The organism is Pseudomonas cremoris, from assembly GCF_014230465.1.
Genome location: NZ_JAAXCY010000003.1, coordinates 232471 through 250448, shown reverse-complemented (window position 1 = coordinate 250448; position 17978 = coordinate 232471). Strand labels below are relative to the sequence as shown.

19 protein-coding genes are annotated in these 17978 nt (G+C 60.1%); 4 read left to right on the top strand and 15 right to left on the bottom strand.

All coding sequences use genetic code 11. The features are described from left to right. Positions 1 to 79 precede the first annotated feature (79 nt). Entirely contained in the window at positions 80 to 694 is a 615-nt protein-coding gene (locus tag HF257_RS07855; protein WP_185707437.1) for an energy transducer TonB, read from the top strand. Between the two features lies 1 nt (position 695). On the opposite strand, the gene HF257_RS07850 is transcribed toward HF257_RS07855, so the two are convergent. The 6 genes from HF257_RS07850 to ppc form a co-directional block, all read right to left on the bottom strand. Then, entirely contained in the window at positions 696 to 1523 is an 828-nt protein-coding gene (locus HF257_RS07850; RefSeq protein ID WP_185707439.1) for an isocitrate lyase/PEP mutase family protein, read from the bottom strand. Between the two features lie 27 nt (positions 1524 to 1550). Further along, complete coding sequence (locus HF257_RS07845; protein WP_185707441.1) at positions 1551 to 2411, bottom strand: DUF72 domain-containing protein; 861 nt, start codon at positions 2409 to 2411, stop codon at positions 1551 to 1553. Next, positions 2411 to 2701: a hypothetical protein gene (locus tag HF257_RS07840; RefSeq protein ID WP_185707443.1), complete on the bottom strand. Its 291-nt coding sequence runs from the start codon at positions 2699 to 2701 to the stop codon at positions 2411 to 2413. Before HF257_RS07840 ends, HF257_RS07845 begins: the two co-directional genes overlap by 1 nt. Before the next feature lie 160 nt (positions 2702 to 2861). Further along, the gene (gene tsaB / locus HF257_RS07835; RefSeq protein ID WP_185712078.1) at positions 2862 to 3548 is read right to left on the bottom strand and encodes a tRNA (adenosine(37)-N6)-threonylcarbamoyltransferase complex dimerization subunit type 1 TsaB; all 687 of its coding nucleotides are present in this window, start codon (positions 3546 to 3548) and stop codon (positions 2862 to 2864) included. Positions 3549 to 3638: 90 nt separating this feature from the next. Continuing rightward, complete coding sequence (gene adk / locus HF257_RS07830) at positions 3639 to 4286, bottom strand: adenylate kinase (RefSeq protein ID WP_185707447.1); 648 nt, start codon at positions 4284 to 4286, stop codon at positions 3639 to 3641. 296 nt (positions 4287 to 4582) lie between these two features. Then, positions 4583 to 7210, bottom strand: a complete 2628-nt coding sequence (gene ppc, locus HF257_RS07825) for a phosphoenolpyruvate carboxylase (RefSeq protein WP_185707449.1) — start codon at positions 7208 to 7210, stop codon at positions 4583 to 4585. Between the two features lie 184 nt (positions 7211 to 7394). On the opposite strand from ppc, the gene HF257_RS07820 reads away from it, so the two are divergent. The 3 genes from HF257_RS07820 (at position 7395) to HF257_RS07810 (ending at position 9280) form a co-directional block, all read left to right on the top strand. After that, positions 7395 to 7739 (top strand): pilin assembly protein, encoded by a 345-nt coding sequence (locus HF257_RS07820; RefSeq protein WP_185707451.1) that lies wholly within the window; start codon positions 7395 to 7397, stop codon positions 7737 to 7739. A 289-nt stretch (positions 7740 to 8028) separates the two neighbouring features. Then, positions 8029 to 8439, top strand: coding sequence for a DUF4398 domain-containing protein (locus HF257_RS07815; protein WP_185707453.1), 411 nt, complete (start codon positions 8029 to 8031; stop codon positions 8437 to 8439). A gap of 55 nt (positions 8440 to 8494) precedes the next feature. After that, on the top strand, positions 8495 to 9280 hold the full coding sequence (locus HF257_RS07810; RefSeq protein ID WP_185707455.1) for an OmpA family protein: 786 nt from the start codon (positions 8495 to 8497) through the stop codon (positions 9278 to 9280). A 58-nt stretch (positions 9281 to 9338) separates the two neighbouring features. On the opposite strand, the gene HF257_RS07805 is transcribed toward HF257_RS07810, so the two are convergent. From HF257_RS07805 to HF257_RS07765, 9 genes are all read right to left on the bottom strand, one after another. Next, positions 9339 to 9674: a FlxA-like family protein gene (locus tag HF257_RS07805; protein WP_185707457.1), complete on the bottom strand. Its 336-nt coding sequence runs from the start codon at positions 9672 to 9674 to the stop codon at positions 9339 to 9341. 183 nt (positions 9675 to 9857) lie between these two features. Beyond that, positions 9858 to 10184: a hypothetical protein gene (locus HF257_RS07800; protein ID WP_048720026.1), complete on the bottom strand. Its 327-nt coding sequence runs from the start codon at positions 10182 to 10184 to the stop codon at positions 9858 to 9860. Beyond that, positions 10181 to 11086: an alpha/beta hydrolase gene (locus tag HF257_RS07795; protein WP_185707459.1), complete on the bottom strand. Its 906-nt coding sequence runs from the start codon at positions 11084 to 11086 to the stop codon at positions 10181 to 10183. Before HF257_RS07795 ends, HF257_RS07800 begins: the two co-directional genes overlap by 4 nt. Positions 11087 to 11242: 156 nt before the next feature. Continuing rightward, positions 11243 to 12520, bottom strand: coding sequence for a flavohemoglobin expression-modulating QEGLA motif protein (locus HF257_RS07790; protein WP_185707462.1), 1278 nt, complete (start codon positions 12518 to 12520; stop codon positions 11243 to 11245). 21 nt (positions 12521 to 12541) lie between these two features. Next, positions 12542 to 13090 (bottom strand): hypothetical protein, encoded by a 549-nt coding sequence (locus HF257_RS07785; RefSeq protein ID WP_185707464.1) that lies wholly within the window; start codon positions 13088 to 13090, stop codon positions 12542 to 12544. 147 nt (positions 13091 to 13237) lie between these two features. After that, positions 13238 to 13954: a TetR/AcrR family transcriptional regulator gene (locus HF257_RS07780; protein WP_185707466.1), complete on the bottom strand. Its 717-nt coding sequence runs from the start codon at positions 13952 to 13954 to the stop codon at positions 13238 to 13240. A 106-nt stretch (positions 13955 to 14060) separates the two neighbouring features. Next, on the bottom strand, positions 14061 to 15563 hold the full coding sequence (gene lysS / locus HF257_RS07775; RefSeq protein WP_124526062.1) for a lysine--tRNA ligase: 1503 nt from the start codon (positions 15561 to 15563) through the stop codon (positions 14061 to 14063). Positions 15564 to 15633: 70 nt separating this feature from the next. Beyond that, positions 15634 to 16729 (bottom strand): peptide chain release factor 2 gene (gene prfB, locus HF257_RS07770; protein WP_095943132.1). Its coding sequence is split into 2 segments (ribosomal slippage): positions 15634 to 16656 and positions 16658 to 16729, totalling 1095 coding nucleotides; the frame shifts between segments, so codons are not numbered across the junction. 235 nt (positions 16730 to 16964) lie between these two features. Continuing rightward, positions 16965 to 17966: a response regulator gene (locus HF257_RS07765; protein WP_185707468.1), complete on the bottom strand. Its 1002-nt coding sequence runs from the start codon at positions 17964 to 17966 to the stop codon at positions 16965 to 16967. Between the last annotated feature and the right edge of the window lie 12 nt (positions 17967 to 17978).

The following is a 17978-nucleotide window of genomic DNA, read 5'->3' as shown; positions in this document are numbered from 1 at the left end:
AATATTAAGGATCGGCAAACATCGGCCGATAAAAACAACAGTCAGGTATTTTGCCAGAGCTGAGCGTCGACCGAGAAAAATGTCAGACATTCTTCCCCTAACCATCGGTGTACTGCCGACCCACAACCACTACGGCCTGCGCAATACTCAAGCGCTGGCCGGGGTGAGTCATGTGTGGCAGGACTTCTTCGCCCGAGCGTTGGCCGAACAGCTCGGCGATACACCGCAAGCGCTCAGCGCGCCAGCACCAGCGGACCCTGCGATAGAACCGAGTGCCGGTGCGGATTTACTGTCGCAGATTCTCACCCAGCGTGAGTGCGACGTGAAAGACACCGAAATCGCCCCGCCAGAGCCGCTGTTCCTGCCGATTGCCGAGCTCGAAACCGAATTGCTGCCACCGGCTGCCACGCCGTTCCCGGACGAAGAAATCATCGCCCAACAGCGCCAGCAGAATTTCGAAAGCGGCTGGGTCCGTCCCATCGTGCTGACCGCCGGCGAGCCACTGCCAGAGCCAGGCCCTGCGCCGCAGCCTCGCCCCTTGCACTTGCCGATCGCCGAGTTCGAACTGGACCTGCTACCACCGCCCGCCACGCCGTACCCTACCGAGGAACTGGTGGCGCAACAAAAGGCCCTGGACTTCGACTACTACTGGGTGCGCCCGCTGGTCACCCAGAACCTACGCCTGGCCGCCTGATTCAATCCTTGAAGAACGCGTTCGCCTGGCTGAACGGCATCTTGCGCTCGGTGAAGGTAAAGGTGCCCAACTCGTACACCTCTTGCGCCGCCCGATAGAACTCGCCATACGCCGCCAATGCCATGGCCGAGCCGACGCTGATACGCCGCACGCCCATCTCGCTCAGTTGCGCCACGCTGAGGTTCAAGCCGCCGGACATCAACACATTCACCGGTTTAGGCGCGACCGCCTTGACCACCGCCAGCACTTCCTCGGCACTGCGCAAGGCCGGCGCATACAGCACGTCGGCACCGGCCTCGGCGTAGGCTTGCAGGCGGCGGATGGTGTCGGGCAAATCCAGGCAACCGTGCAGGAGATTTTCCGCGCGGGCTGTCAGGGTGAAGGGAAAAGGCAGGCTGCGCGCGGCAGCAACCGCCGCTTCCACGCGCTCAACGGACAAATCAAAAGGGTAGATAGGGTCGGCAGCGATGCCCGTGGCATCTTCGATGGAGCCGCCGACGATGCCCGTAGCCGCGGCGCGCAGGATGGTCTGGGCACAACCTTGGGGGGTGTCGCTGAAACAATTTTCCAGGTCCGCCGCCACCGGCAACGAGGTCGCCCGAGCGATGGCACCGGCATTGGCCAGCGTGTCTTCCAGGGACAGCGCCCCTTCCGCATCAGGCCGTCCGAGACTGAACGCATAACCCGCGCTGGTGGTGGCCAATGCTTCAAAACCGAGGCTGGCCAGCATGATGGCAGAACCTGCATCCCACGGGTTGGGCATCACGAATGCGCGATTGCGCTCATGCAGGGCCTTGAAGGTTTCGGCGCGAAGGGTTTGGGCATCCATGGCGGGCTCCTGGCAAAAAGAGGAGCCTTAGAGTAACCCCAGTTGCTCCGCTGCGGGTTGCCGATTCAGGGTCGGTAGCGGCGCAAGGCCCGGCAGGCGCGCCATCAACTTGTCGTGAAAACGCAGGGCCAATTGAGCGGCCAGGCGATTATCCGAGGTGTGCAGGAAGACATAGGGCGTACGACCTTCTTCGATCCAGCCGGCGACTTTTTCCACCCACGGGATCAGGAAGGGGTCGTTGGGTTCCAGTTCCGGGTGACCAATAAAGCGCACTTGGGGAAACAGCGTCAGCGCCGCTGGACGTGGGGGCACCTTGGGTTTCTTCGATTGAGCATGCAACACCGCCGCCGTGGTAGAGGTGCAACTGAACAGCGGACGCGAATCCAGGCAGATCCGCTCAACACCCCGGTCACGCAGCAAACGGTTGAGTGTGCGCTCGGCGTCGCCCTTGGCGAAGAACTCCGGATGACGCACTTCCACTGCCATCGGGCGCTCCAGGCCATCGATAAAACCCGCCAGTTCGCTCAGACGCTGCGGCGAAAAACTCGCCGACAGTTGCAGCCACAACGGCGAAACACGCTCAGCCAACGGGCTCATCAGGCCAACAAAACTCTCTGCCGCCGGCAGCTGGTCGCGCAGGTCGCCACCATGGCTGATGTCGCCGGGAAACTTGGCGGTGAAACGAAAATCGTCGGGCATGATCTCGGCCCAGCGCTGCACCGTGGCGGCCGAGGGTCGGGCGTAGAACGTGGTGTTGCCTTCAACGGCGTTGAAAACCTGGGAATAGAGGGCGAGGTAGTCGCTGGAACGCGCGTCGGCGGGATACAGGTAATCGCGCCAGGCGTTTTCACTCCAGGACGGGCAACCGATGAAGTAAGGCAGGCGCATCAGATGTGGATGTCGAGGCCCAGCACTTCCATATCCCATTCGACAAAGCCGGCAGTGGTCAGGTAGCTGGCCAAGGCGGTGGCGACGCTTTTGCTCATGGAGCGCGGGAAGACCATGTCTTGCTGACGGGCGGGAAGACCGCTGATGCGTGCTTGAGCATTGGCCTGCGCATCGGACTGGACTTCGATGAAGTCTGGCGAATCCTCGACAGACTCGTCCACCGTGGCGTTTGCCTTACGCGGCTTACGCTTGATCGGGTACGACTGTGAGGAAAAGCCATCAATACGCATGGGCGCGAACTCGCTATCAGTAATGGCATTTTGGCAGCATCATCCATGGTGCGCAAATGCTCTGGTGATAACTAGAACACATAATTTGAAAAAGGTTTAAAAGCGCGGGCAAATTCTGACGATTGGTGAATTTCGCCTCAATTTGCCCGCATTTTTGGCGTCAAATAATCCCGCGTTCCGCCTTTGTCTGGGCGACTTTATCGCGCAAGTAAACAGGGGCGGCCTGGTCAGCCGGGATCGCCTCGCCACGCGCAAACGCGAAGCGTGCCAGGTTTAGCAAGTCTTCGGCATGGGGCAGCATTGCGGCGTCCTGGCCAACCAGTTGCACATTGATTCGCTCGCCATAACCCCAGCCGGTGCCAGCACCGAACCAGTCACCGCTGGCGTCATCGGGCAGCACAGAAGACTCCGGAGGCTGTACCGCTTCCACACCCACCAAACGCATTTCGCCATCGGTTTCGCGGTAGCAGCCCCAATAGACTTCATCCATGCGTGCATCGATGGCCGCTGCAACCTGATGAGCACCGTGCTCACGCAAGGCGCGCTGGGCCAGCACCGCCAGATTGGACACCGGCAATACCGGACGCTCCAACGCAAACGCCAGGCCTTGCACCACGCCGATGGCGATGCGCACACCGGTAAAGGCACCCGGCCCACGACCGAAGGCGATGGCGTCCACCGCCGCCAGGGTGGTGCCGGCGTCTTCGAGTAGTTGCTTGATCATCGGCAACAGCTTCTGCGCATGCAGGCGCGGGATCACCTCGTAGTGGCTCGTAACCTTGCCATCGTGCAGCAGGGCAACGGAGCAAGCTTCAGTCGCGGTGTCCAGGGCCAGCAGGGTGCTCATCGGTGTGGGTGTCCAAGTCGAAAAAAAGTGCGCCAGTATAAACAACAACGGCCCGCAAGCGGGCCGTTATACGTGTAGCCAGTCGAAGGATCAGCTCAGTGCTTGCAGCACCTTGGCAGTGATCGCTTCTACCGAGCCAACGCCCGGAATGTGGCTGTACTTGGGCTTGCCTTCGGCAGCGGACAGCTTCTGGTAGAAATCCACCAAAGGCTTGGTCTGCGAATGGTAGACCGACAGGCGGTGACGCACGGTTTCTTCGGTGTCGTCTTTACGCTGTACCAGGTCTTCGCCGGTAACATCGTCCTTGCCTTCGACTTTTGGCGGGTTGTAGATGGTGTGGTACACGCGGCCCGAGGCTTCGTGAACGCGACGACCGGCAATACGCTGCACGATCTCTTCATCTTCAACCGCGATTTCAACCACTGCGTCCAGCTCGACGCCGGCCTTCACCAGGGCTTCAGCCTGGGGAATGGTGCGTGGGAAGCCGTCGAACAGGAAACCGTTCTTGCAGTCTTCCTGGCTGATGCGTTCTTTGACCAGGTTGATGATCAGGTCATCGGAAACCAGGCCACCGCTGTCCATCACGCTTTTGGCGATCAGGCCCAGCTCGGTGCCGGCCTTGACCGCTGCACGCAGCATGTCGCCGGTGGAGATTTGTGGAATGCCGAATTTTTCAGTGATGAACTTTGCCTGAGTACCTTTACCGGCCCCGGGAGCTCCCAGCAGAATGACGCGCATTGATGTGCTCCTCAATTTTTTATAGAGATGACGCTCGGATCCGCCGCGAGGGGGCAAATCTCGTAGAAATATGGCTTGTAAAATTCTGGGTCCAGGCCGCCCAAACGGCCAAAGGCTGATCAAGATACACAGCAGGCCCTATCCATACAAGCCGCCAAAAGTCGCAGGAACCGCGCTGTATATGCTTCATAGGTAGGGTATGCCCGAGTGCAACCCGCCCGTGTGTACGCCGACCGCCCTATTCGGGGCGGCCGTCGTGGTTTATCTGCAAGCCTTTGAGAACACGCGAAAAAACCTCAACCCGTATTGCGCAAACCCGCCGCAATACCGGCCACGGACACCAGCAGCGCCTGTTCCAGAGGGCTGTCTTGCGCGGCCTCCTGCTGGCGCGAACGTGCCAGCAACTCAGCCTGCAACAAGTGCAGCGGGTCGAGGTAGGTGTTGCGCAGGCGGATAAACTCCAGGGTGTCCGGGCTATGGGCTAGCAGCTGGGACTGGCCGGTCAGGCCAAGCACCACACTGCAGGCCTGCGACAATAGGTCGCGCAAATGCACACCCAATGGCAACAGGTCCGGTTGCACCAGGCGCTCGTCATACAGGCGGGCGATATCAGCATCGGCCTTGGCCAGCACCATTTCCAACATGTCGATACGCGTGCGGAAGAACGGCCACTGCTCGCGCATCTGCCCCAGCAACTCACCTTCGCCGCGCTCCAGCGCCTTGCTCAGCGCCGCTTCCCAACCCAGCCAGGCCGGTAGCATCAGGCGGGTCTGGGTCCAGCCGAAAATCCACGGGATGGCGCGCAGGCTTTCGATCCCACCCGCACGGCGCTTGGCTGGGCGACTGCCCAAGGGCAACCGGCCCAACTCCTGTTCTGGGGTGGATTGACGGAAGTATTCGACGAACTGCGGATTTTCCCGCACCACTGCGCGGTAGGCACTGACACCATCTGCGGCCAATTCATCCATCAAATGACGCCAGGCCGGCTCCGGTGGTGGCGGTGGCAGCAAGGTGGCTTCCAGCACTGCAGCCAGGTAGAGGTTGAGGTTCTGCTCGGCAATATCCGGCAAGCCGAACTTGAAGCGGATCATTTCGCCCTGTTCGGTAGTGCGGAAACGCCCCGCCACCGAGCCCGGCGGCTGCGACAGAATCGCCGCGTGGGCCGGGCCGCCGCCACGGCCCACGGTGCCGCCGCGACCATGGAACAACAGCAGTTCCACCTGCTGCTCGCGGCAGATATCCACCAAGCGCTCCTGCGCCCGATATTGCGCCCAGGCGGCGGCAGTCGTGCCGGCGTCCTTGGCGGAGTCCGAATAGCCGATCATCACTTCCTGCGGGCCCTGTAAGCGCGCGCGATAGCCCGGCAGTTGCAGCAGGCGCTCCATCACCGGTCCGGCGTTGTCCAGGTCGGCCAGGGTTTCAAACAACGGCACCACGCGCATCGGCCGTTGCACGCCCGACTCTTTCAGCAGTAATTGCACCGCCAGCACGTCGGAGGCCGCGCCCGCCATGGAGATGACATACGAGCCCAGTGAAGCCGCCGGCGCAGCAGCGATTTCCTTGCAGGTGTTCAACACCTCGGCCGTGTCCGCCGAGGGTTTGAAATACCCCGGCAGCAATGGCCGACGATTCGCCAGCTCTTTGGTCAGAAAACTGATGCGCGCGTCTTCGTCCCAGTCCTCATAACGACCGAGGCCAAGGTAGTCGGTGATTTCCGTCATCGCCGCCGAATGCCGGCTGGAGTCCTGGCGCACATCCAGGCGCACAAGGAACAGGCCAAAGGTCACGGCACGGCGCAGGCAGTCGAGCAACGGGCCATCAGCGATCACGCCCATGCCGCACTCATGCAACGACTGATAACACAGCTCCAGCGGGTCCAGCAGGTCGCGGTTGTTCTGCAGCACTTCGGCAGGCGCCGGGGTGCTGCTGCTCAACGCGGTGTGCGCCCATTGGCGTGTGGCGCGCAGGCGTTCGCGCAGTTGCTTGAGCAAGGCGCGGTAGGGTTCGACGCTGTCGCCGACCTTCGCCTGCAATGCCGGGCTGGCCTGTTGCATCGACAGCTCGGAGGCCAAGTGGTCGATGTCGCGCAAGTACAGATCAGCCGCCATCCAGCGTGCCAGCAACAGCACTTCGCGAGTGACCGGCGCGGTGACATTCGGGTTGCCGTCACGGTCGCCGCCCATCCACGAGGCGAAGCGAATCGGTGCTGCCTCCAAGGGCAGACGCAGGCCGGTGGCGGCATGCAAGGCCCGGTCGGCCTTGCGAAGGTAATTGGGAATGGCGTGCCACAGCGAATGTTCGATCACCGCGAAGCCCCATTTGGCTTCGTCCACCGGAGTGGGCCGGACACGGCGGATTTCTTCAGTGTGCCAGGCTTCGGCGATCAAGCGTTGCAAGCGCTCACGGATTTGATCGCGCTCGGCGGTCGTGAGGTCGCGGTGGTCCTGCAGCGCCAATTGGGCGGCGATGGCATCGTATTTCTGGATCAGGGTACGGCGCGCCACTTCGGTGGGGTGAGCGGTAAGGACCAGCTCGATCTCCAAGCGCCCCAACTGGCGTGCCAGGGACTCATTGCTGTGACCTTCGCTTTGCAAGCGGGCGAGCAACTCGGGCAACACACGGGACTCGAACGGTGCCGGTTGCGACTCATCACGCCGATGAATCAGTTGGTACTGCTCGGCAATGTTGGCCAGGTTGAGGAACTGGTTGAAGGCACGAGCCACAGGCAGCAGTTCATTTTCCTGCAACTGGTTGAGACGGGTGCTCAGTTCATCGCCAGCGCCATGGCGGTCGGCCTTGGCGCCTTTGCGGATCTGCTCGATCTTGTCGAGAAAATCATCGCCGTACTGCTCTCGAATGGTATTGCCCAACAGTTCACCCAGCAGGTGAACATCCTCACGCAAGCGTGCATCGATATCACTCATCAGCCAATCTCCAGCCAGAAATCCGGGACGCGCAGGTGTTCCAGAGTGCCGCCAGTGCTCGTTTCTGACAAGACTTTAAACCTTGTGGCTTGCAGCTAGTCTCAAAGGTAAGTCGCCGCGTTTATCCACGCGGACGGCGGGTCACTCATCACCGCCTGCTATCGCGGGCTTTATTGAGGTTGCCATGAAAATTCGAGAATTGGCCCAGCATTGGGAAGAGAACGCCAAGGGTCGCTTGACCAAGACCGAGTACGCCATCCATCTGGACGTCGAGTCCGCCGCAAGGCTGGCCGCCATCGCCGAGATGTACCCCAAACGCAACACCGAAGAGCTGCTCGGCGAACTGATCGGCGCCGCCTTGGAAGAGCTGGAAACCAGCTTCCCCTATATCAGGGGCCAGCACGTCGTTGCCACCGATGAGGAAGGTGACCCGCTGTATGAAGACGTCGGCCCCACCCCTCGTTTCCTGACCTTGTCGCGTCGTTATCTGCATGATTTGTCGGCGAGTGCCGACGATCAAAAACACTGACACCTCCCCGTTACCCCCTTGTATTCCGGGCCTTCCAAAGGCCCGGCGTACCTCTGTGCAACGCAGAAGTTCCAACTTTTTTACGCTGACCAATCAGTCAGATATTTTTTTAGGCAAATCGCCATCTTCTCTGAACTATTCAAAAAAGCCTCCGGTCACACCGAGTAAGCCATCACGTGGAACAGCCGTTTGAATAGGTGCCATGCGCTTAAACGCCAGGCCCGCCGCCGCTGCCATCCTGAGGTGGATTTTGAAGTATTTCAGGAGTTATCCAATGGAGTTGAAGACGATGAAGACCAGCACTGCCAAATCCTCGTTTAACCACCTGCGCGGGCTCAAATTGGCCGCGCTGGCAATCGGTACCAGCTTCGTTCTGGCCGGTTGCGCCGGCAACCCTCCGACCGAGCAGTACGCGGTCACCCAATCTGCGGTGAACAGCGCTGTCAGCGCCGGCGGTACCGAGTACGCAGCCGTGGAAATGAAGTCGGCCCAGGACAAGCTCAAACAAGCCGAAATCGCCATGCACGACAAGAACTACGACGAGGCCCGTCGCCTGGCCGAACAAGCTGAATGGGACGCTCGCGTTGCAGAGCGCAAATCCCAGGCAGCCAAGGCTGAACAGGCTGTGAAGGACTCCCAGAAAGCTGTTCAGGAGCTGCGTCAGGAAGGCATGCGCCCCGCTGTTATCAAACAGCCGTAAACCGCCGCCACTGATTGCATTGCACCCGATATCGAATTGAAAGGACGACACGACTATGCGTAAACAATTGATGATCCCTGCCCTGCTGGCGATGAGCGTTGCCCTGGCGGCCTGCTCCACCCCGCCAAACGCGAACCTGGAAAACGCACGGACCAACTACTCGGCCCTGCAAGCCAACCCGCAAGCCACCAAGGTTGCAGCCCTGGAAACCAAAGACGCCAGCGAGTGGCTGGACAAGGCAGACAAGGCCTACCGTGACCGTGAAGACCAGAAGAAGGTCGACCAACTGGCCTACCTGACCAACCAGCGCGTTGAAGTGGCCAAAGACACCATCGTGCTGCGCGAATCCGAAGCCAAGCTGAAAAACGCTGGTGACGAACGCGCCCGCGCTCTGCTCGAAGCACGCGATGCGCAAATCAAACAACTGCAAGACAGCCTGAATGCCAAGCAGACTGATCGCGGTACGCTGGTGACCTTTGGTGACGTGCTGTTTGCCACCAACAAGTCCGACCTGAAATCCAGCGGCCTGGTGAACATCACCAAGCTGGCGCAGTTCCTGCGCGACAACCCAGATCGTAAAGTGATCGTCGAAGGCTACACCGACAGCACCGGTTCCGACGCGTACAACCAGAGCCTGTCCGAGCGCCGTGCGGCATCCGTGCAGCGCGCGTTGGCTCAACAGGGTGTGGATATTTCGCGCATCGTGACCCAGGGTTACGGCAAGGAATACCCGGTTGCGGACAATGGCAGCGTATCGGGCCGTGCCATGAACCGTCGTGTTGAAGTGACCATTTCCAACGATAATCAGCCGGTCAAACCACGCTCTTCCGTGGCTAACTGATCAACTGTTGTTCTAAAAGAAACCCCGCCATATGGCGGGGTTTTTTATGCGGCGCTTATCAGAAACCGACAGACATCTTGGATTGCTCCACGATCGCCTGGACCTGGCCGCCACCGCCCTGCCCACCGGCGGAGTCACCTCCACCGCCGGCCCCCTGGCCACCCATTAACTTCTGCAATTGCTCTTGCAGCATCTTCAGCAGTTGTTGCAATGGATCTTCTTCGCCACCGCCACCTTGAGCGCCGCCCGAAGCTTGTTGCCCTTTGGCGGCGATCTGGTCTTCCAGGCCTTTGATCTGCTTCTTAAGGGCCTCAATCTCTTTCTGGTTGCCACCAGACTCACCGGCGCCGCCGATACTTCCCTGGGAAAATTGGGGGTTAATGCTCATATTCATGCTTGTTGACTCCAAATTGGAAAACACCGTGGTCCGATCAGCGCTGCTGATCAGTCCAAAATCTGTGGCGTTCAACCCGAGATGGTTCCGGTGCGACGCTCCCCTGACATGACTTGAACCAGAATTCGACAAAGGATCAGCGCATTACGGCAAGGACAAAGCATGTTTTCGTACGCCAAATCGCTACTGCTCAAGCTGCGGTGTTTCCTGCCCCATGCACCGCACTGCCTGTTTCTTGTTGTTGACCAATACACCACTGAGGCCTTTCTGCTCGGTATCGAACATGACCAACACACCGTCGACACACTGCGCCACTTGCGCGGCCGGGGTCAGGGAGATCTTGTAATCCTCCCCTGGCACCGTCTTGAGCATGGTGAAGTCACTGAGCAGCAACGCATCTTCAGGCTTGGCAAAGTGAAGGTAGCCGTAGAACCACAGGCAGCCGACGGTGCCGATGATGGTGCCGATGCCGGTGAGGATCAGCGGGATCATGTTGCGTTCTTCGCTCATTGCGGGCTCTCTGATGAATCAACTTTAGGAAGGGGGTAGTTCGGAATTTCGCCCAGGCGGCGCAGGCCATTGAAGTGCTGCGGGTCGTCCAGGTAGCGCAGCATCACGGTTTGCCAGGTTTTATCGGCAAACGTCTGTACATGCCCACCACGGGTCAACTGCAAAACGCGCGGCGGCGGTGCGGCCTGGTACAGGCGGATGGCGTTGGCCACAGGCACAATCGGGTCATCCAGGCTGTGGAACAGCAGTTTCGGTACGCCAGTTAATTGAGGCATGGCGTGGATCGCACTGTCGGCGTCCGGCACCAGCCACGACAGGGGCACCTGGAGCGGCCATGTTAACCAAGAGGTGCTCAGGGCGAATTGTCCTACGTCACGATAACTGGCGGGCACGCCGTCCAGCACCAAGGCCTTGAGCTGGGCTTGGCGCTCCGGGTGCGCCGCCAGGTAATGCACTGCCAGTGCGCCGCCGAGGCTTTGGCCAAGGACGATCAAGGGTTGGTGCTGGGTTTCGGGGGCCTTGTCGATCCAGTTGAACGCCGCATCGATATCCTGATACACCGCCGGCAAAGACGGCTTGCCTTCGGACAGGCCATAACCGCGATAGTCCAGCAGCAGCACTTGATAGCCTTGCTCCGGCAACCACCAACTGCCGCCCAAGTGCCAGGCCAGGTTGCCGCCATTGCCATGCAGGTGCAGCACGGTGCCTTTGAGCGGCACGCCGGGCTTGGCCGGCAGCCACCAGGCGTGAAGCTTCACGCCATCGGCGGTAGTGAGGGTGACGTCACGGTAGGCCAGGTGGGCCTTTTGCGGCGTGAACGGCAGGCCAGGTTCTGGGTAAAACAGCAGGGAGCTGCAACCGTTCAAAGTGAGTAGCAGGCACAGAATGCCGAGGATTCTCATCCGTTGAAGCCTCGCTATTGTTCGAGTTTTTAGACTCACAGAGATTCAAATGTGGGAGCGGGCTTGCTCGCGAATGCGTGGTGTCATTCACCTGATGCATTAACTGAAAGGCACCATTCGCGAGCAAGCCCGCTCCCACATTTTGATCCGGTTTCGTCAGAGGATATTCGAGTAATCCGCCTCGATCCGATCCAGGCTCAAGTGGTTGAGGAAGTTGGAGAAACACATCCACGCCGCCAGCGCGTTCATGTCGCGAAACTGCTCCGGCAGGTACTTGGGCGGCACCACCAGGCCCTCGTCCACCAGTTGGCGCAGGGTGCGCATGTCCTCCAGGGTGGTCTTGCCGCAGAACAGCAGCGGCACTTGTTCCAGCTTGCCTTTGCGCACGGCCAGCTGGATGTAGTTGTAGACCATGATAAAGCCCTTGAGGTAGGACAGGTCCTTGGTAAACGGCAGGCCAGTCGGCACCGAGCCACGGAATACGCGGCTGGCGTTGCCGTAGCTTTCGGCCATTTCAAAACCTTGCTCGCGGAAGAACTCGAACACCTGCAGGAAGTCCGCGCCCTCTTCCACCATGTGGATGGCGCGGGTGCGGTTGGTCAATTTACGCAGGCGACTCGGGTAGGAGGCGAACGTGATGATCTCCATCAGGATCGCCAAACCTTCCTGGGTCACGGTGGACGACGGCGGGCCCTTGGAGAGGAAGGTGCAGATCGGCTGGTTCTGGCCGTTGAGCGTGGTGCCGACGTGCACCAGGCCTTCATGCACTTCCAGGGCACGTACATCGCGGTCGTTGAACATCGCGTCGGCGCGGATCTTGATGTAGTCGGCCCCCGCCGCCGCGTCGGCGACGATACCGTCGGACTCGAACACGCGGATGGTTTCTTCGGCTTCGCCAAACACCTTGTTCAAGCGGGTTTGCAGCAGGGCGACGGCGTCCTTGGCAGTGAGGGTCTTGGCCTCGTCTTTCAAGTCGCCACGGCCGTCGATGTTATTCAGGTAGTCGGAAAGCATCAGGCCCAGGTCAGCCAGGGTCGGGTCGCCCGCGTGGAACGCGTCCGAGGCGGCGCCGTACAGCTCTTGGGAAATCAGGCCGAAGTCCTCGGTGCCGCGTGCTTCGAGCATGCGCACCACCATGCGGTATTCCCGGCACATGCGGCGCATGATCTGCCCCACCGGGCTGAACTGGCCAAGACGACGGGTGATGTCGCGCTCAATGTTCTGGAACTCCAGCTTCACTGCGCTGGAGTCGAACGACAGTGGCCGGCTGAGGTAATAGTCGCGGCTCACGGCGGGCATTGCCTTGCCCTTGGCCTTGAGGAATCCCTGGCGAATGTTCTCATCCCACTTCACGGCGTCGAGGACGCGAATCGGTGTTTGCGCCAGCACAATGCGATCAGACAAGGTGCGTATCGTCTGCTGGTAATCGTCCACCTGGAGCTTCCTCTTTAAACGTTATTTGCCCGTGCGCTGGTAGCGCACGGCTTCAACGAACACATCGGCATTGGCCGGGTCATCCAGGTAGGCCAATACCTGGTCCATGGGGCTGTCGACCACCACACCCGCGCCTTCGACGGTCTCCACGTTGCTGCCGCTCAACACCTTTTGGCCGATGGCCTGGTGAATCTGATCCAGGTCCAGGGTGTAGACCACCAATTCATGTTTTTCGTCGAATTCGAAGCCCGCCAGGATGTAATGCCCGCCCAGTTTGGCCGGCAGTGGCGCCGACAGGTACCAACGACTGCCATGGCGCGACACGCTAAACAGGTACTCATCACGCTGACCGGGCTTGGCTGTAGGGTAGCTCACGGCTTTGTAGCGGTGATTACCCGCGGCGCTGATGTGCAGGTTGAGCGGCTCGCCCCAAGCGTTTTTACTCGACCACTGGCCCAGCAAAGCCTGCGGCGCGGCGTCATGAGCGGGCAGCGGGTCCTTGAAGGTTACCAGGCAACCGCTCAGTAGCAGGAACGACAAGACGATTGCCAGAACACGCCAGGTTTTCATCAAGTACTCCACAAATGGTATAGGGTGAGCCGCTTTATGTGGGAGCGGGCTTGCTCGCGAAAGCGGCGGTTCAGCCAAACATGTGTCGACTGACACTGCACATTCGCGAGCAAGCCCGCTCCCACACAAAGCAAATCCCGTCTTCGTCTACACCGAGGCCAACACCAAATGCATGTAACGCTTGAGAATCTCAAGCATCTCTTCACCGGTCAGAGGCTCTGCGCCGCCCAGCAGGCCCTGATATTCCATCCGACCGATTATCGCCGTCAACACTTTGGCATCCTGTTGCGGCTCGCGAGAGCCCAATACCTGGAAAAACTGCCCGGTGCCCTGCAACAGGATCTGTTGGTGCGAGCGCACCAGCGCTGCCAGGCGCGGGTTCAACAGGGCTTCCTGGCGGAAGGCCTGTTCAGCCATCAGGTGTTCGCGGCGGTTGGTCAGTTGGCGCAAGACGTAATCGGCGGTCAGCCGGGCAATGTCATCGGCCAGTTGGGAACGTGACTGCGGGCTGCCATCCCCATAGGCAACCATCTCGCGCAGCAGGCCTTCGTTGCGCACCCACAACTTGCCCATGAACGCAGCGCTGCGTTCGACGTACTGGGCGAAGGTATCGGTCAGCAGGTCATCGATGTCCTTGAAGTAGTAGGTGGTGGCCGACAACGGCACCCCGGCTTCGGCGGCCACCGCCCGGTGGCGCACGGCGCGAACCCCTTCGCGTACCACGATGCGCATGGCCGCATCGAGAATGTCTTGCCTGCGCTGCTCGCTGCCCCGACGACTGGCCTTACGGCCCTGGTACTGGACGCTTTCAGCCACGGCAGCGGCAATGCCGGCGGCGCCTTCCTGAGCGATTACGCGGTTCACGACATACATCCTTGAATAGATCAAAACCTGGCGCTGTTTGCTTGACGCTTAAAGACGCCGCATAAAAAAGCCGCCTTATAAAAGGCGGCTTCGGATTTCGCTGGATTTACGCTTGTGGCCGCATGTGCGGGAACAAGATCACGTCGCGAATCGACGGTGAGTTGGTCAGCAGCATCACCAGACGGTCGATACCAATACCTTCACCGGCGGTTGGCGGCATGCCGTATTCCAGGGCACGGACGAAGTCGGCGTCGTAGTGCATGGCTTCGTCGTCGCCCGCATCCTTGTCGGCCACCTGGGCCATGAAGCGCTCGGCCTGGTCTTCCGCATCGTTCAACTCGGAGTAGGCGTTGGCGATTTCGCGGCCGCCGATGAACAGCTCGAAACGGTCGGTGACGTTCGGGTTGTCATCGTTGCGACGGGCCAGCGGAGACACTTCGAACGGGTACTGGGTAATGAAGTGCGGCTGTTCCAGCTTGTGCTCCACCAGCTCTTCGAAAATCATCACCTGCAATTTGCCCAGGCCTTCGAAGCCCAGCACCTTGGCGCCGGCTTTCTTGGCGATGGCGCGGGCCTTGTCGATGTCGGTCAGGTCGTCCGCAGTCAACTCAGGGTTGTACTTGAGGATCGAATCGAACACCGACAGACGCACGAACGGCTCGCCGAAGTGGAACACTTTGTCGCCGTACGGCACGTCAGTGCTGCCCAGGACCAGCTGCGCCAGCTCGCGGAACAGTTCTTCGGTCAGGTCCATGTTGTCTTCATAGTCGGCGTAGGCCTGGTAGAACTCCAACATGGTGAATTCTGGGTTGTGACGCGTCGAAACGCCTTCGTTACGGAAGTTGCGGTTGATCTCGAACACTTTTTCGAAACCACCCACTACCAGGCGCTTGAGGTACAACTCCGGCGCGATACGCAGGAACATTTCCATGTCCAGCGCGTTGTGGTGGGTTTCGAACGGCTTGGCTGCAGCACCACCCGGGATGGTCTGCAACATTGGGGTTTCGACTTCGAGGAAGTCACGCTGCATCAGGAAGCTACGGATGTGGGCGATGACTTGCGAGCGCACACGGAAGGTGTGGCGCACGTCTTCGTTGACGATCAGGTCAACGTAGCGCTGGCGGTAGCGCTGCTCGGTGTCGGTCAGGCCGTGGTGCTTATCCGGCAGCGGGCGCAGGGATTTGGTCAGCAGGCGTACGTTGGTCATTTCAACGTACAGGTCGCCCTTGCCGGAACGGGCCAGCGTACCTTCGGCGGCAATGATGTCGCCCATGTCCCAGGTTTTTACCGCGGCCAGGGTTTCTTCCGACAAGGTCTTGCGGTTGACGTAGACCTGGATGCGACCAGTCATGTCCTGGATCACCATGAACGAGCCACGGTTGAGCATGATGCGACCTGCCACCTTGACCGGGATCGCAGCCTCTGCCAGTTCTTCCTTGGTCTTGTCCGCGTATTGCTTCTGCAAGGCATCGCAGTAGTTTTCGCGACGGAAGTCGTTGGGGAAGGCATTGCCCTTGGCGCGCTCGGCAGCAAGCTTTTCCTTGCGCAGGGCGATCAGGGAGTTTTCTTCCTGTTGCAGGGCTTGCGGGTCGAGTTGTTGGTCGCTCATGTCTTTAAATCTTCCATCACAGGTCTGTTGCCCCCGCCATTGGCGGGGGACTTGGGGTCGGGCAGGCGGTTTACAGGCCCGATTTCAGGCTGGCTTCCAGGTATTCGTCGATATCGCCGTCGAGCACCTTGTCGCAGTCGCTGCGTTCGATGTTAGTGCGCAGATCCTTGATCCGCGACGCATCCAGCACATAAGAACGGATCTGGTGACCCCAGCCGATATCCGACTTGGTGTCTTCCAGCGCCTGGGAAGCGGCGTTGCGCTTCTGCATTTCCTGCTCGTACAACTTGGCCCGCAGCATTTTCATGGCGGTGTCTTTGTTGGCGTGCTGGGAACGTTCGTTCTGGCAGCTGACCACGGTGTTGGTTGGTACGTGGGTGATACGTACGGCCGAGTCGGTGGTGTTTACGTGCTGACCACCGGCACCGGAGGAGCGGTAGGTGTCGATACGCAGGTCGGCCGGGTTGATCTCGATTTCCACCTTGTCGTCGATCTCGGGCGAGACGAACACAGCAGAAAACGAGGTGTGGCGACGGTTGCCGGAGTCGAACGGGCTTTTACGCACCAGACGGTGCACACCGATCTCGGTACGCAGCCAACCAAACGCGTATTCACCCTTGATGTGCACGGTTGCACCCTTGATACCAGCGACTTCACCGGCCGACAGCTCCATGATGGTCGCGTCGAAACCGCGTTTATCCGCCCAGCGCAGGTACATGCGCAGCAGAATGTTGGCCCAGTCCTGGGCTTCGGTGCCGCCGGAACCAGCCTGGATGTCCAGGTAGGCGTTGTTCGGGTCCATCTCGTGGCTGAACATGCGACGGAATTCGAGTTTGGCGAGGTTTTCCTCGAGACGGGCCAGCTCGGCGACGACATCGCCCACTGCGCCTTCGTCGTTCTCTTCGACGGCCATGTCCAGCAGGTCGCGGCAATCGGCCAGACCGGTGTTCAGTTCGTCGAGGGTATCGACGATCTGCGCCAGCGCAGCGCGCTCGCGGCCCAGTTCCTGGGCGTATTCAGGTTTGTTCCAGACCGCAGGATCTTCAAGCTCGCGATTGACTTCGGTCAGACGCTCATGCTTTTGATCGTAGTCAAAGATACCCCCGAATAGTTTCGGAGCGCTCGGACAGGTCCTTGATGGTGTTAAGGATCGGGTTGATTTCCATGGCGGGCAGCACTCGTTGGCGAACTTTTGAAAGCCGGCGAGTATAACGGCAAACGGGGGGGAACGGCAGCCCGCTTGGCGAAAAGGCGGGTTTGTACACTATCGAATGATCAGTAAAGAACAATGTGGGAGCGGGCTTGCTCGCGAAAGCGGTGAGTCAGTCAATTCATATGTATCTGACACATCGCCTTCGCGAGCAAGCCCGCTCCCACATTTTGCTCTGCGTTAACGTGTGGTTACTCGATACCCACCTGATTGCGCCCATTATGCTTGGCCGTATACAACCCCTTATCCGCCGCCAATATCAGTTGCCGACAATCCGTACCCTGCTGCGGCGTCATGGTCGACAACCCGATGCTGATGGTCAGGCTGGCGCCTTCGGCCGGGGCGATGTGCGGGATTTTAAGGCCCGCGACGGCCATGCGCAGCTTCTCGGCCACCAGGCGTGCCCCCCCTGGCGACGTATTGGGCAGCACCAACGCAAACTCTTCACCGCCGTAGCGCGCCGGCAGGTCCGAAGGGCGGCTGCTGGCTTCGCGAATGCTGGCGGCGACTTTGCGCAGGGCTTCGTCGCCCTCGACGTGGCCGAAGCTGTCGTTGTAGGTCTTGAAGAAGTCCACGTCGATCATCAGCAACGACAGCTGGGTTTGGTCACGCATGGCGCGGCGCCATTCCAGTTCCAGGTATTCGTCGAAGTGGCGGCGATTGGACAGCCCAGTAAGGCCATCGGAGTTCATCAGCCGTTGCAGCACCAGGTTGGTGTCCAGCAGCTGTTGCTGGCTCACACGCAGCGCACGGTAGGCGGCATCGCGCTGCAACAGGGTCATGTAGGAGCGCGAGTGGTAGCGGATACGCGCCACCAACTCGATGTTGTCCGGCAACTTGACCAGGTAGTCGTTGGCCCCGGCCGAGAACGCCGCGCTCTTGATCAGCGGGTCTTCCTTGGTGGAAAGCACGATGATCGGGATGTTCTGCGTGGCCGGGTGGTTGCGGTATTCGCGCACCAGGGTCAGGCCGTCAAGGCCGGGCATTACCAAGTCCTGCAGGATCACCGTGGGCTTGATGCGGATGGCCTGGGCGATCGCCTGGTGCGGGTCGGCGCAAAAATGGAAGTCGATATTTTCTTCATGGGCCAGGCCGCGTCGCACGGCTTCGCCAATCATGGCCTGGTCGTCGACCAGCAACACCATGGCGGCGTTTTCGTCGGTCTTGATGTCGTCGATCTGTAAATCATTCATGTGCAGTCACCT